Raw genomic sequence first — 12,812 nt, 5'->3', positions numbered from 1 at the left:
AAAGAGGGCCAACGAAGGCTTGCATCAGATACAGGGGAAGGACATCCGGATGGCTCAAGACAGTCTGTACGCAATCGTGACGGGATCGGCCTCCGGCCTTGGCGCCGCAACCGCGGAAATTCTCGCGCGGAGCGGGGCGCGGCTCGTCATCAATTATTCGTCGAGCCAGAAGGAAGCCGAGGCAACGGCGGAAGTGTGCCGCAAGGCGGGCGCGGCTGAGGTGCTGGTCGTGCAGGGCGACGTCTCGAAGGACGAGGATTGCCGCAAGATCGTTGCGGCAGCCGGCGGCTGGGGCAAGCTCGATATCCTCGTCAACAATGCCGGCATCACCAAGCATGTCGCCCATGGCAATCTCGACGGGCTCTCGGCGGAAGATTTCCAACGACTCTACGGCGTCAACACCATCGGCCCGTTCCAGATGGTGCGCGCGGCGCGCAGCCTGCTTGAGGCCGGTGCGAACGCGTCGGGGCGCCCATCCGCCGTGGTCAACATTTCCTCCGTCGCCGGGATCAGCGGCGTCGGCTCGTCGATCGCCTATGCTGCGAGCAAGGGCGCGCTCAACACGATGACCCTGTCGCTGTCGCGTGCGCTGGCGCCCTTGATCCGCGTCAACACGGTTTGCCCCGGCTATATCGACACCCCCTGGTTCACCAAGGGCCGTGGCGAGGAACAGGCAAAACAGGTGCGCGACAGCGTGATCGCGAAGGTGCCGCTGAAGGTCGCATCAAGCGCCGAGGACATCGCGCAGCTGGTCTGCTTCCTGGCGATGCCGGCCTCCAGCAACATGACCGGCGAGGTCGTGCGCATGGATGCGGGGATGCATTTGATTACGTGATGGCTATCCCGCTCTCTCCACGTCATGGCCGGGCCTGACCCGGCCGTCCACGTGTCGCCGCGCGAACCGAAAGACGTGGATGCCCGGGTCAAGCCCGGGCATGACGGCGAGGAGGCAGTTTGCCTCTCTCTATTATTGGCGCCTTAGCCCGCTACCCTTTTATCACGCCGCTCGCGACCAGCCGGTGCCAGATGAACAGCACCACCACCGCGCCGATCGTGGCCATGATGAAGCCGGCGCCCTGGTCGGGGCTGTAGTGGCCGATGGCCTGGCCGATGAAGGTGGCGAGGAACGCGCCGGCAATACCGAGGATGGTGGTGAGGATGAAGCCGCTCGGGTTGTTCGGTCCCGGTGCCAGCCAGCGCGCAATGAGGCCGGCGACGAAGCCGACGATGATGATCCACAACAGGCCGCCGAAACTCATGACAGTGCTCCCCTTCGTGAAGGTGTAGAGAGCATGATCCGGACCCGGAGGGCCGCCTTAGCGCAAGGTGTGCAGCGGCCTTCCGAAAGATCATGCTCAAGCCAGGCAGACCAGTTCGATTAAATTCTGCCCGACAGCTCGTTCTCCGTCGGCAGCCGTCCGTCCGGCGTCAGATGGTCGACTACCTGCGGCAGATATTGGCTGAGGCCGGAGAGCAGTTCTTCCCGCGACAGGCCGCTCTGGGAGGACAGGCTCTCGATCTGGTCGGCACCGAGCGCATTGGCGAGATCGCCGGGCGCGATTGCCTTGTTCTCACCCTTGCCGACCCAGGAATTCGCGGCCTCGCCGTGGCCGCCCTGCTGAAGCTGGTTGAGGAGGTCGCCGAGCCCGCCGCTGAGCACGGTGCCGGCCGCGCCGCCTGCGAGCAGGCCGCCGAGGCCGCCCTTGAGCAGGTCGCTGAGACCGCCGCTACCGCCGGGGCCACCGGGAAGCGCGCTGCTGCCGGTATTGACCTGCGTCGGAGGCGGCAGCGGCGAGCGCTGCTGCGATGCCGGCGCTGCGTCGGGCTGGCCTGCGGTCATGTGCTTGAAAGCCTTCCAGGCAAGCAGGCCGAGCAGCGCCATGGTCATCGGCGACATGCCGCCGGAGGATTGCTCGGAGCTTGGCGTGCTCGGGCCACGGGGGCCGTTCTGCATGCCGTTGAGGACGTCGAGTAGACCCATGGTGCTCTCCTTCGTTCTCCGTCGGCGAGCGCTCGCCGCTGACAGCCCCCGGGGCGAAAACATATGAGGCTCTCATGACGGTTACAAGGCGAATGCGTCGCAACCAATGGGCAGCCGACGCTGCCTCTGCTATCGAAGGCGGGTCGTTAAGGGGAGCAAGATCTGGTGGTTACCGATCGACCGATCGTGGTGGCCGGCGCAGGCGCCATCGGCTGTTTCGTCGGCGGCATGCTGGCCGCATCCCACCGCCGCGTCGCGCTGCTGGTGCGGCCGCGGGTGAAGACCGAGATCGAGCGGTCCGGCCTCCGGCTGACCGATTTCGACGGCTCCGAGACAAGGCTCGGTGCCGGCCAGCTCGCGCTGTCGGAAGACCCGGCCATCTTCCACAGCGCCGGCATCGTGCTGGTCACGGTGAAGAGCGCCGACACAGCCGATGTCGCCGACCAGATCGCCCGGCATGCGCCGCCGGACGCGGTGATCGTTTCGCTGCAGAACGGCATCGGCAATGTCGCGGTGCTGCGCGAGCGCCTCGGTGGCCGGCGCGTGCTCGCGGGCATGGTGCCGTTCAACGTGATCGCGATGGGCGAGGGGCGTTTCCACCGTTCGACCTCCGGCGACATCCATATCGGAGAGGATGAGGCGAACACCGCCGCGGCGCTCTCGGTGCCCGGTCTTACGATGCGCGCCAGCGGTGACATCACCGGCGTGCAATGGGGCAAGCTGATCATCAATCTGAACAACGCGCTCAGCGCATTGTCCGATATGCCGCTCGCTGCGCAATTGGCGAACCGCAACTGGCGGAGATTGTTCGCCGACCAGATGGCGGAGGGCCTGGCCGCGCTGAAGGCAGCCGGCATCACGCCGGTGTCGTCGACGCCGATCCCGATGAACTGGTCTCCGACCTTGCTGCGGCTGCCCGACATGATCTTCAACGCGATCCTCGGACGCACGATGAAGATCGATCCCGAGGCGCGCTCCTCGATGTGGCAGGATCTGAAGCAGGGCCGCAAGACCGAGATCGACTATCTCCAGGGCGCGGTCATCGCGCTCGCCGAGCAGAACCATGTCGAGGTGCCGCTGATGCGCCGCATTGTTGCGCTGATCAGGGAGGCGGAAGCCGCAGGCAATGGCCCGCCCCGGCTGACGCCGCAGCAGATCCGCGGGACGGCTTGAGTGCCAGGAGGTGCGCGATGAGGCGTTGTTTGCTGATCGGGTTTGCGCTCGTCGCGCTCGCCGCTTCGACATTCGCCGAGGCAAGGCCGCCGACCGTCATGAACTCACCCGGCTATGACCGGCGATTGCAGGAGAGCAGGTCGCAATTGGGCAGTCCAACACCGCCCGCGACTACGCCGGTCGTCGTACCGAAGCGAAACGGGAAGAAGCGTCCGAGCTGAAGTGACGCTCTCGTAGGGTGGCCAAAGCGACTTGTCCGCCAAAGCTCGAAGAGCGAAGGCGGAAGCGTGCCCACCTTCTCTGTCTCGTCAGAATGTGGTCGGCACGCCGCGCAAAGGCGCGCCTTTGCCCACTCTACCAGTCAGTGCGAGAAGCTCACCCCTTCTTCGCCGGCTTGCTCGGCGCCGGATTGAACAGCTTCTTCAGTTCATTCAAGCTTTCCGACAGGCGCGGCCATTCGCAGGAGAATGAGCCCTTGGTGCAGGGCGCACCCTTTCGCTGGCCGACAGCCTGCTGCACCTTGGGCCGCTCGACCGGCATCGGCACGCGCTCGGCCTCGGTGCGTAGCGCGACCTGCTGGAGTTGCTGCACCTGCTGTTCCTGCTGCTCGCGCTGCTGACGCGCGGTGGCTTGCGCCGCCTCGTTGCTGCGGCGCTGCTTGGCGAGATAGGCGGTGTAGGATTCGTCGATCTTCTTCTGCTCTTCCGGCGTCGGATTGGGGCCGGCGATGTCGAAGGTGCGGTCCTGGAGGAAGTCGTAATAGGAATAGCCGCCGCCCGGTTTGCGTCGGCCGGCGAATTTGGCGTTGCAGTCGGCGAGCTGGGCGGTCTTCTCGGTCTTGTTTGCGGCCTTCTCGGCAGCGTCAGCGCATTCCTCGAAATCGACCGGCGCGCGCTTCCACCATTGCGCCTGGGCATGCGACGCCATCAGCAGAAAAACTCCTGCTGCGGCAACGAGCGGCGCCGCACGACGCGATGCAACTACAACTGACATTTTACGAGAGCATTCCTTACACGACTCAACCCGAACTGAGTCGAGCCGGATTTTTGCCCCTTTATCGCCGGGTTGTCACCCATGGAACTCGGGAATTTCATGGCTGGAATGCTGACATTTTTTGCTTGACGTGGCCCCGAAGTTACAGCGCCCTGTCGGCTCGCTGTTACAGTTCATGCCGCGAGGCCTCGTCATGAGGCGACGCCAAGAAGATAAAGTGGAAACGCCCGATGCTGCTGCCCCTGTCCGATGTGCCGCGCTGGTACGCTGAACGTAAACCGCAAGGCACGATCGCCGTCCAGCATGGACAGGACAGGCTGACATGGGACGAGCTCGAGCGCGGCGCCAATCGGCGCGCGCGGGCGTTTGCGGCCAAGGGCGTCAAGCCCGGCGATTTCGTCGCGATCGGTTTGCCCAACGGCAACGCGTTCTTCGAGACGTCCTTCGCGGTGTGGAAGTGCGGGGCGACGCCGACCTCGCTGTCATGGCGGCTGCCGCGCGGCGAAGCCGCCGCCGTGCTCGACATCCTCAAGCCGGCGCTGGTGGTCGGCGGCGAGGCCGACTGGAACGCGCCGAACCGCTTGCCTGCGGATTTCGTGCCGGAAGGTTTTTCGGACGGGCCGCTGACGCCGCCGGTGGCGCGCTACTGGAAAGCCATGACCTCGGGCGGCTCGACCGGCCGGCCGAAGGTGATCCTCGATCATCAGCCGGCCGTGATCGACACGGCTGCCGCGCCGCCGCTCAACATTCCCTTTGGGGTTTCGCTGCTCAATCCCGGTCCGCTCTATCACAATGCGCCGTTCATCGTGTCGCACTACGCGCTGTTCTTGGGCGGCAAGCTCACTGGCCTGACCAAGTTCGACGCCGAGGAGACGCTGCGCCAGATCGCGCGCGAGCGCGTGCAGTGGGTCAATTTCGTGCCGACCATGATGCACCGGATCTGGGCGCTGCCCGAGCATGTGCGCAACGCCTACGATGTGTCGAGTCTGCAGACGGTGTTCCACATGGCAGCTCCCATGCCGCCCTGGCTGAAGGAGAACTGGATTTCCTGGCTCGGACCCGAGCGCATCTGGGAGCTCTATGGCGGCACCGAGCGGCAGGGCTCCTGCATCATATCAGGCACGGAATGGCTGACGCACAAGGGCTCGGTCGGCAAGATCGGCGAGATGGCGAAACTTCGCATCGTCGGCGAGGACGGCAACGATGTCGCGCCGGGAGAGACTGGCGAGATCTATTTCCTCAACAATGACGGCAGGGACGCCACCTATCACTATCTCGGCGCCGAGCCGAAGCGTCGTGCCGATGGCTGGGAGTCGCTCGGCGACATCGGCCGGCTGGATGCGGAAGGTTACCTCTATCTCGGCGACCGTCTCGCCGACATGGTGCTGCGCGGCGGTGCCAACATCTATCCGGCCGAGGTCGAGGCTGCCGTCTCCGAGTGTCCGGGCGTGCGGTCGTGCGTCGTGGTGGGACTGCCCGATCCGGAATTGGGCCAGCGCGTACACGCCATCATCGAGCCGGAGCCCAATGCCGACGATCAGGCGATTGCCGACGCCATGGCGGACTTCCTGAAGGACCGGCTCAGCCGCTACAAGCACCCTGAGAGTTTCGAGTTCGTCAGCGCCCCGCCGCGTGATGATTCAGGCAAGGTTCGCAGAACATTGTTGCGCGACGAGCGCGCAGCATGGATGAAGCAGGGACGCGCCTTCCGGATCATGCCGGCGAAGGCGCTTGCGCCGGTCGATTGAGGGGCTGGCTGGAGAGCGAGACGCGCGGGGATGTATTGATGTCCCTGCGTCTCTGTCGTTGAATTTCAGTCGAGCACAGGCTTCCTCGACCATCGTTCCGTCAGGATGACGGCGGTGCCGATCACGATTCCCAGGACGATACCGACGGGGATTCCATAGGCTGCGCCGCCTTTTGCCAGGGCGGCCATGTTGTCATAGTTGTCCTCGAGATACGTCTTAACGGCGTCGGCGATGCCGAGCAGATACAGAGGGCTGAAGATGACGACGGCTGCCATCGCGCCGACGCCGAGAGCTATCAGCGAAGCTTTCACACTTTGCCAGATCCTGCGCGCGCTCAATCGCTCGAAATCGAAATTTACGACCGAGAAGATGAAGATGGACGCGCCCAAGATCGTTCCGGGCAGCAACAGATCGGGTGTCATCGGCGGGCGGTCAGGCGTCGGACCGAAACGCATCATGATGAGGGGCGTCGCGATCAAGCCAGCCAGGATGCCGCCGAACGTCGTGCCCAGCAGGATTCGAATGGGTGATGGGGCCGCCAAGATAATGAGGCCCCCAAGGCCAATCGAAGCGCGCGCCCAAAACAGGCTGAGGACACCGAGGAGACCAGCAGCCAGCGTTGTCGCGATGGTGATTTCGAGTGGAACGCTGGCAAATGAATCGTAGTCCATTTCCCAGTTGAGATAGTAAAGTGCGCTCAGAAGCATTGCGCTGACGGACGATCCGAGATACCCGCCCAGGATGCCTTTCTGTGCGGATGTGGTGAGATGGCGCCGAACCGTACCCGCGTCGTCAGCCTCTCTAACATATCGCCCTCGTAGTCGCGAATAGACGCTTTGCATGCCGAACAACAGAACGCATAGCGATATGGTTGGCATGACCAAGCCGCTGGCGACCCATGGCCACGTCGCCTGGCTCCAACCGAGAACCATCGAGTAGGGAATGATGGAAACGATCAAGCTGACCAGCGCCATGAGATTGCCGGTGAACAGCAGGAGGCTGCCAGGATTGAAGTAGAATGGCTCCATCAAGGACGACTGATCCCAGGACTTCTGGTTGTTCTTCGTGCGAGCCAGGACGTCGTACCGCACGCGGCTGGTGAGGTTGGAAATCGGCAAGTCGACGGAATCGATGTATTTCAGGAAACTGGCCGTGAACGGGCTGAGTGATTCACCGACGTTTCCTTCGAAAGCCACCTTGCCCGGCGCAGCTGCAAACGCGATGAACGTGTTGATCTCGGCCTGCATCGACGCAAGGCCGTTTGCCGTGACCAGTTGATCCCCCTGGAAAACGTCCTTGTCGATCTTGAGCCCCTTCGCGGTGGGTACGTTCTCGACAAATGTTTGCGCCTCGGCATTGCTGCGGCAGGCATCGAGCAGAATGATGCGAACGGCCGTCGCGCTCGTCATTTGCTCGACGATCGACTGAACGCTAACGAACGGGATTTCCTGGTACCTTTTGAGCGGGTCGAAATCGACCGGGATCATATAGTTCCGGTCGTTGATCTGCACGCCGTGGCCGGAGTAGTAGAGCAAGGACGTCGTTGTCGCGGGATCGTTCACGAGCCGGATGAAGTTGTCGACGACGGATCGCATCGCGCCGAAATCGAGGTCAACTCCGAACGTGGTGGTCACGTCGAAGCCGAGCTCGGTCAGGCTTTGTCTGATTTGCGCCGCGTCATTTGGGGGGCATCTGAGCGCAAGACGGCCCCGGTAACCGCCGTTGCCGATCACCAGCGCCCGTCTCGACACGGCCATGCCCGCGTCTCCTCATTTCAGGACGAAATCATGTAAAGACGTCCTGGCTCTTCCAGATGGTCCAGCTTGTCAGCGCATTGGTCGGATAAATCTTCAAGACACGCTTCTCTCCCGCCTCGCGCAATGTCGTATTGTTGTCCCACGCCGTTTTGCCGGCAAGGTGGACGGCATTGTAAATGACCGCGATCTTGGCGGCCGGCACTCTCATGTCCTCCATCGCGGCCTTGAATACGGCGTCGGCCTGCGCACGCTCACACGGCTGAAACCAGTAAAGATAATCGTGAATGATGGCAGGATAGGAGTATCGCGCTCCGGGCGGGAGTATGCTCCAGAAGATAGCAGGAATACTCGCAAGATCTGTCACGAAGCCCGTCGGCACGGTCACTGAGGCCGGCATACCTTCGACCGGAGTATTGGCGCGCCATCCCAGGGGTTGGGTCGTGTAGTAGTAGTCCCAATCCGCGAAGGGCACGATGGGCGGCGGTGGCGTTGTGATGTCTTTGGAAGGCCGCAGCTCCAGTTTCATGAACGAGACCTTGTCGGTTGCCATGTTCGGCTCCCAAGAAATACAGGTGTTGTGATATGCAGCGACGGGAATCATCTCTCGGGCCAACCGTCCGAATTGTGAGCTGCTTCACAATTTGCATAAAATCTTCACGGACGCGGGACATCGTTGCAATGCGCGGGCCAGATTTGGCCTTCTTCAAATAGGCATCCAGGAAAAACAACCATGACCATCACCATTGCAGCCAACAGCGTGCCGAAGCCGCCGGCCGAGATCATCGAGGGCTTTCGCGGCGCGCCGACCTCGGTCATCTCGGACAATCTTGCCCGGCTGCCGGGCGCCGTCGGGCTGAAGCCTTATCATCGCGGCGGCAAGCTGGTGGGGACGGCCTTCACGGTGCGCACCCGGCCCGGCGACAATCTCGCCATCCACCGTGCGCTGGAGCTTGTCGGTCCCGGCGACGTCATCGTGGTCGACGGCGGCGCCGACGAGACGCGCGCGCTGGTCGGCGAGATCATGAAGAACATCGCGCAGTGGCGCAAAGCCGAAGGCTACGTCATCGACGGCGCGATCCGCGATGTCGCGGCGTTCGCGGCCGACGACTTCCCCTGTTACGCCCGCGCGGTGATCCATCGCGGCCCCTACAAGAACGGCCCCGGCGAGATCAACGTGCCCGTGACGATCGGCGGCAGCGTGATCTCGCCCGGCGACATCGTGGTCGGCGACGAGGACGGCGTGGTGTCGTTCCCTGCCGCCGGCGCAGCTGCGCTGCTTGATGCCGTGCGCGCCCAGGTCGCGCGCGAGGAGGAGACCATGAAGGCGATCCGCGAGGGCCGCTACCAGGGGTCCTACGGCAAGTCCTGAGCATGATCAGAACAAAGGGGAGGACGGCGTGAGCCAGAAGGACGAATTTCACAATATCGATAATCCGAGCGACGGCCTGTTCCGCGAGCTCGCCGCCGGCGTGACCACGCGCATCTTCTCCGGCGAGCAGGCGATGCTGTCGGTGGTGACGCTGGCCCCGCATGCGCAAGGCACGCTGCATCATCATCCCGAGGAGCAATGGGGCGTGCTGCTCGACGGCTCCGCTATCCGTGTCCAGGGCGATGAGGAAATTCCGGTGAAGAAAGGCGATTTCTGGCGCACGCCGGGCAACGTGCCGCACACCATGCGCGCCGGCCCCGATGGCGCCCGCGTGCTGGACATCTTTAGTCCGCCTCGGCCAGAATACAAAAAAGCGGGGTCGGGCTTCGGAACGACCTGAAGCGCTCAAAAGCAAAAAAGCAAAGCGCAAATACAAGGGAGGGGACGATGACGATCACACGACGGGCGCTGCTGGCCGCGCCCGCCATCCTCGCGATGGCACCGGCAAGCGCACAGGCCTCGAAAATCACGCTGGTCGTGCCGTTCCCGCCGGGCGGCTCGACCGATGCGATGGCGCGGCTGCTCCAGAGCAATCTACAGACCAAACTCAACCGCATCGTCGTGGTCGAGAACAAGTCGGGCGCGGCCGGCGCACTCGGCGCGGCGCAGGTCGCCAAGAGCCCGGCCGACGGCTCGACGTTCCTGGTCACGTTCGACTCGCATGCGGTGATCCCGTCGATTCTCGACAAGCCGCCGGTCGATGTTGAGCGCGAACTCATGCCGGTGCTGCTGGTGGGCACTGCGCCTTACGTGATCGCAGCCGGCGCCGGCCGTCCTTACAAGAGCTTTGCCGATGTGGTCGCCGCCTGCAAGGCGACGCCCGGTGCGGTGAAATACGCCTCCGTCGGCATCGGCACGCTCGGCCATCTCGCCATGACCGTGCTCGGCAACAAGGCCGGCGTCGAGATCATGCACGTGCCCTATCGCGGCGGCGGGCCGGCGATGAACGACGTGCTCGGCGGTCATGTCGATCTGATCGCGGGATCGGCGGCGCTGGTCGCGGCCCAGCTCGGCACCAACATGCTGCGGCCGATCCTGCAGCTCGGGCGCGAGCGGCTGCCGGCGCTGCCGGACACGCCGACCGCGATCGAGGCCGGCTTTCCGGATTTCGAGACGCTGGCCTGGTGGGGCATCTTCGCGCCGACGGGCACGCCGCCCGACGTCATCTCAGCCATGGCGACGGCGTCCAAGGAGATCCTGAGCGAGCCCGCGACCGCCGCCCAGCTCAAGGAGACCCAGCAGATGACGCTGCTGCTCCAGGACGGCCCCGCCTTCAAGACTTTCTTCGACAAGCAGGTCACCTATTGGGGCAAGGTGGTGAAGGACAACAATATCAGGGCGTGAGCGCGCGCATGATCCAAATGGATGCGCACAGCCGGTCTTTATGACAGTCGCATGACCCGCCCGCTCCTGTTGCTCTCCTTGTCGGAGAGGGCGGAGCGCATGACGCGCTGAACCGAACGCCGAAGCGGCTGAGATCCTTTCAACTGCTTCGTCCTCGTTCGAGGCTCGATGGCATCATCATCGAAGCTACATTGAAAGACGCGCACGGGGCGTCCCATGTTGTGAAAATATTGCTCCCCGACGTCATCGAGTTGCATGGCGAGCACACTCTCGACGCGGGTTGCGATTTCGTCGGTCATCGCGATCCCGCCTGCTGGTGCGATCGTTTGCAGACGTGCGGCTACATTGACATCGTGGCCATAGATATCCTCGACGTCGGCCAGGATTGGTCCGCAACTCAGGCCCATGCGAAAGATAATCTGCTTGTCCTTGGCGGCACCTCGGCCGCGCTCGATCATCCCCTTCTGGATGTCGACGGCACAGCAGGTCGCATCAATTGCGGTCTCGAATTCGGCCAGGATTCCGTCGCCGGTCGATTTGAAGAAACGAGCTCCGTACTCCCCAAGCTTCGGGTCGAGCAGCTCACGTCGATGAGATTTGTATAGAAAATAGGCTAATTCCGCGTCCAGGATCGTAAGCCTGGAATAGCCGACGATGTCGACCGCGAGGACCGCGCCCCACCTGCGTTCGAGTGCCGGCAGATCTCGTCGAGCGCGGCGGCCCGGTGTCTCCGGCATCGCAACGCGCGATTCTGTCAACATTCTCAACTTCATGGTGCGCCTCCTGACTGGTGTTGCGACCAATCGTTTGCGTCGGATGCAGGCACCTTAAGCAGGCAGGCGTCATTGCAGCGTGACCTGTCACGAGAGACGGGGTGATCCCGGGAAGCAGTCAGAATTGCCATTCAGCACGATTTTTCACGCTGGTTTGACGAACTCGCTTGTTTTCAGCGGCCAAATTGAGGTTGTGGGATGCGATGACGACACGCGCACTTGGGCGGGTTGTTTGGCTTGCGTGCGTCTTAAGCTAGTATGGCGGTGCGAATGACCGAAAACTGGCCGGGATCGATTCATGAATCTCGCTGCCCTGGATTTGCGTTCCCAAGCTGACGCCAAGCTGCTGGACAGCATTGCTGGTCTCGCATCACCCGAGCTCGTCGCGCTTACGGGACGTCTGAGCCGCGCGTTCTCGATCGCATCGCCGTTTGCCCCGGGCTTTCACTGCATCGGCGGCGAGATCGTCATCGTCCCCGATCCGAGCGCGATGGCTGGCGTGGGGGCGCGACTAAGCGTCACAGGAAATGGCGAGACGCAAGCGACAGCGCTGGTGTCATGTCTGGGTGAGGCAGCCGAGTATCTTTCCCAGTTCGAACGGCCGGGCGACATCGCGGCAACGGTCGCTGCGTGCGATCGAACGCGCCTCGTCTCCGACGGCTGGGTCGGCCAGGCCGTGTCAGGCGCGAACCGACCCATCGACTGCGTCAACGCGGTTGACGCTGCAACCGGAGAAGCCGGACTTTTGCCGGCCGATCTCTGCTTGCGGCGCCCACAGGAGCGAAGGGCGATCGATCCGGTCGTCGCATTGTCGTCGGGTGCAGCTGCGGGACCGAGCTTTGAAGCCGCCACGCTTCGCGCGGTTCTGGAGCTGTGTGAGCGTGACGCGGCCGCGATGTGGTGGCTGGGTGGCCATCGCCCGAAGGGCTTTGCGTTGGAGCATCCGGTTACCAAAGCCGGGGCTGAATTGATCGGGCGATTGCGCAAGGGCGAGTCGACGCGGCGTACCATGTTGCTCGATATCACGACCGACATCGGCGTTCCCGTCGTTGCGGCCGTATCTCTGGGGCGCGACGGCCGGGAAATGGCATGTGGACTGTCGTCAAGGCTGGCCGCGAGCGACGCGGCGAGGGCCGCGGTGCTCGAGATGTGCCAGATGGAGCTGGCTGCACCGGTCGCGGCAGCCAAGCGGGCCGAGAGTGGCGATGCCGCACTCAATGAAGCGGATCGTCGCCATCTGCGTCGCGCAGCGTTCGCGGCAGAGAATTGCGCATTGCTTCAACCGCGGGCGATGTCGGCGGAGGCTGCGAGCCTGCCGACGGCGGCTGACGGACTAAAGGGGCTGGTGAGCCATCTGCGGGACCGAGGTATCCGGCTCTTTCTTGTCGATCATACCCGGCACGACCTTGGCGTTGCCGTCGCAAGGGCCGTTTCGCCTGATTTGCAACCTTTTTCGGCAGCAGTTTCGACGAAGCGATTCTCCCAAGTGCGCGGGAGCTCGGCTCTTGCCCGGCAGGAGATTCCACTATTTTAGAAGCCAAGATATCGCTGGACGCCTGTTGGTTGCGTTTCGTAAGATTGGGTAAGCGTGGTTGACCATGACTCCGGCAATTG

Annotated in this window: 14 protein-coding genes; 8 read left to right on the top strand and 6 right to left on the bottom strand. The window is 63.4% G+C overall.

Going from position 1 to position 12,812, the window contains the following annotated elements:
* The first annotated feature begins 49 nt into the window (after positions 1-49).
* Entirely contained in the window at positions 50-835 is a 786-nt protein-coding gene (locus tag WN72_RS45265) for an SDR family NAD(P)-dependent oxidoreductase (RefSeq protein WP_027564165.1), read from the top strand.
* 151 nt (positions 836-986) lie between these two features.
* Here WN72_RS45265 and WN72_RS45260 read toward each other — a convergent pair whose 3' ends face one another.
* Entirely contained in the window at positions 987-1,259 is a 273-nt protein-coding gene (locus WN72_RS45260) for a GlsB/YeaQ/YmgE family stress response membrane protein (protein ID WP_027564166.1), read from the bottom strand.
* Positions 1,260-1,378: 119 nt separating this feature from the next.
* Positions 1,379-1,981 (bottom strand): YidB family protein, encoded by a 603-nt coding sequence (locus WN72_RS45255; protein ID WP_027564167.1) that lies wholly within the window; start codon positions 1,979-1,981, stop codon positions 1,379-1,381.
* 165 nt (positions 1,982-2,146) lie between these two features.
* Between WN72_RS45255 and WN72_RS45250 the strand changes: the two genes are divergently transcribed.
* Both WN72_RS45250 and WN72_RS45245 read left to right on the top strand, forming a co-directional pair.
* Positions 2,147-3,154 (top strand): 2-dehydropantoate 2-reductase, encoded by a 1,008-nt coding sequence (locus WN72_RS45250; protein ID WP_092212119.1) that lies wholly within the window; start codon positions 2,147-2,149, stop codon positions 3,152-3,154.
* A gap of 17 nt (positions 3,155-3,171) precedes the next feature.
* Positions 3,172-3,375, top strand: a complete 204-nt coding sequence (locus tag WN72_RS45245) for a hypothetical protein (RefSeq protein WP_092212121.1) — start codon at positions 3,172-3,174, stop codon at positions 3,373-3,375.
* A 154-nt stretch (positions 3,376-3,529) separates the two neighbouring features.
* Here WN72_RS45245 and WN72_RS45240 read toward each other — a convergent pair whose 3' ends face one another.
* Complete coding sequence (locus WN72_RS45240; protein ID WP_167380585.1) at positions 3,530-4,147, bottom strand: hypothetical protein; 618 nt, start codon at positions 4,145-4,147, stop codon at positions 3,530-3,532.
* Between the two features lie 230 nt (positions 4,148-4,377).
* On the opposite strand from WN72_RS45240, the gene WN72_RS45235 reads away from it, so the two are divergent.
* Positions 4,378-5,895, top strand: coding sequence for an AMP-binding protein (locus tag WN72_RS45235; RefSeq protein ID WP_092212123.1), 1,518 nt, complete (start codon positions 4,378-4,380; stop codon positions 5,893-5,895).
* Between the two features lie 65 nt (positions 5,896-5,960).
* Here the strand turns inward: WN72_RS45235 and WN72_RS45230 are convergent, their stop codons facing one another.
* Positions 5,961-7,652 carry a caspase family protein gene (locus WN72_RS45230; RefSeq protein WP_092212125.1) on the bottom strand — a complete coding sequence of 564 codons (1,692 nt, stop codon included), beginning with the start codon at positions 7,650-7,652 and terminating at the stop codon, positions 5,961-5,963.
* Positions 7,653-7,680: 28 nt separating this feature from the next.
* On the bottom strand, positions 7,681-8,202 hold the full coding sequence (locus WN72_RS45225) for a DUF1353 domain-containing protein (RefSeq protein ID WP_167380586.1): 522 nt from the start codon (positions 8,200-8,202) through the stop codon (positions 7,681-7,683).
* A 180-nt stretch (positions 8,203-8,382) separates the two neighbouring features.
* Here WN72_RS45225 and WN72_RS45220 point away from each other — a divergent pair, with 180 nt between their 5' ends.
* From WN72_RS45220 to WN72_RS45210, 3 genes are read left to right on the top strand one after another with little or no spacing between them, the layout of a single operon-like run.
* Entirely contained in the window at positions 8,383-9,021 is a 639-nt protein-coding gene (locus WN72_RS45220) for an RraA family protein (protein ID WP_027564171.1), read from the top strand.
* Between the two features lie 28 nt (positions 9,022-9,049).
* Entirely contained in the window at positions 9,050-9,421 is a 372-nt protein-coding gene (locus WN72_RS45215; RefSeq protein ID WP_027564172.1) for a dimethylsulfonioproprionate lyase family protein, read from the top strand.
* Positions 9,422-9,468: 47 nt separating this feature from the next.
* Positions 9,469-10,425 (top strand): tripartite tricarboxylate transporter substrate-binding protein, encoded by a 957-nt coding sequence (locus WN72_RS45210; protein ID WP_092212129.1) that lies wholly within the window; start codon positions 9,469-9,471, stop codon positions 10,423-10,425.
* Positions 10,426-10,463: 38 nt separating this feature from the next.
* On the opposite strand, the gene WN72_RS45205 is transcribed toward WN72_RS45210, so the two are convergent.
* Positions 10,464-11,198, bottom strand: coding sequence for an adenylate/guanylate cyclase domain-containing protein (locus WN72_RS45205; protein WP_092212131.1), 735 nt, complete (start codon positions 11,196-11,198; stop codon positions 10,464-10,466).
* Between the two features lie 298 nt (positions 11,199-11,496).
* On the opposite strand from WN72_RS45205, the gene WN72_RS45200 reads away from it, so the two are divergent.
* Positions 11,497-12,732 carry a YcaO-like family protein gene (locus WN72_RS45200; protein WP_092212133.1) on the top strand — a complete coding sequence of 412 codons (1,236 nt, stop codon included), beginning with the start codon at positions 11,497-11,499 and terminating at the stop codon, positions 12,730-12,732.
* Positions 12,733-12,812: the final 80 nt, after the last annotated feature.

Origin of the sequence: Bradyrhizobium arachidis (genome assembly GCF_015291705.1) — a bacterium.
Lineage (GTDB): Bacteria > Pseudomonadota > Alphaproteobacteria > Rhizobiales > Xanthobacteraceae > Bradyrhizobium > Bradyrhizobium arachidis.
The sequence above is the reverse complement of the archived record's forward strand: the minus strand, read 5'-3'. Positions and strand labels throughout refer to the sequence as shown.

What these genes read in the sequence shown, in the direction of transcription:
- WN72_RS45265 (WP_027564165.1), top strand. Translation starts at nt 50, where the DNA reads ATGGCTCAAGACAGTCTGTACGCAATCGTGACGGGATCGGCCTCCGGC.
- WN72_RS45230 (WP_092212125.1), bottom strand. Translation starts at nt 7,652, where the DNA reads ATGGCCGTGTCGAGACGGGCGCTGGTGATCGGCAACGGCGGTTACCGG.
- WN72_RS45225 (WP_167380586.1), bottom strand. Translation starts at nt 8,202, where the DNA reads ATGGCAACCGACAAGGTCTCGTTCATGAAACTGGAGCTGCGGCCTTCC.
- WN72_RS45245 (WP_092212121.1), top strand. Translation starts at nt 3,172, where the DNA reads ATGAGGCGTTGTTTGCTGATCGGGTTTGCGCTCGTCGCGCTCGCCGCT.
- WN72_RS45200 (WP_092212133.1), top strand. Translation starts at nt 11,497, where the DNA reads ATGAATCTCGCTGCCCTGGATTTGCGTTCCCAAGCTGACGCCAAGCTG.
- WN72_RS45205 (WP_092212131.1), bottom strand. Translation starts at nt 11,198, where the DNA reads ATGAAGTTGAGAATGTTGACAGAATCGCGCGTTGCGATGCCGGAGACA.
- WN72_RS45260 (WP_027564166.1), bottom strand. Translation starts at nt 1,259, where the DNA reads ATGAGTTTCGGCGGCCTGTTGTGGATCATCATCGTCGGCTTCGTCGCC.
- WN72_RS45210 (WP_092212129.1), top strand. Translation starts at nt 9,469, where the DNA reads ATGACGATCACACGACGGGCGCTGCTGGCCGCGCCCGCCATCCTCGCG.
- WN72_RS45255 (WP_027564167.1), bottom strand. Translation starts at nt 1,981, where the DNA reads ATGGGTCTACTCGACGTCCTCAACGGCATGCAGAACGGCCCCCGTGGC.
- WN72_RS45240 (WP_167380585.1), bottom strand. Translation starts at nt 4,147, where the DNA reads ATGTCAGTTGTAGTTGCATCGCGTCGTGCGGCGCCGCTCGTTGCCGCA.
- WN72_RS45220 (WP_027564171.1), top strand. Translation starts at nt 8,383, where the DNA reads ATGACCATCACCATTGCAGCCAACAGCGTGCCGAAGCCGCCGGCCGAG.
- WN72_RS45235 (WP_092212123.1), top strand. Translation starts at nt 4,378, where the DNA reads ATGCTGCTGCCCCTGTCCGATGTGCCGCGCTGGTACGCTGAACGTAAA.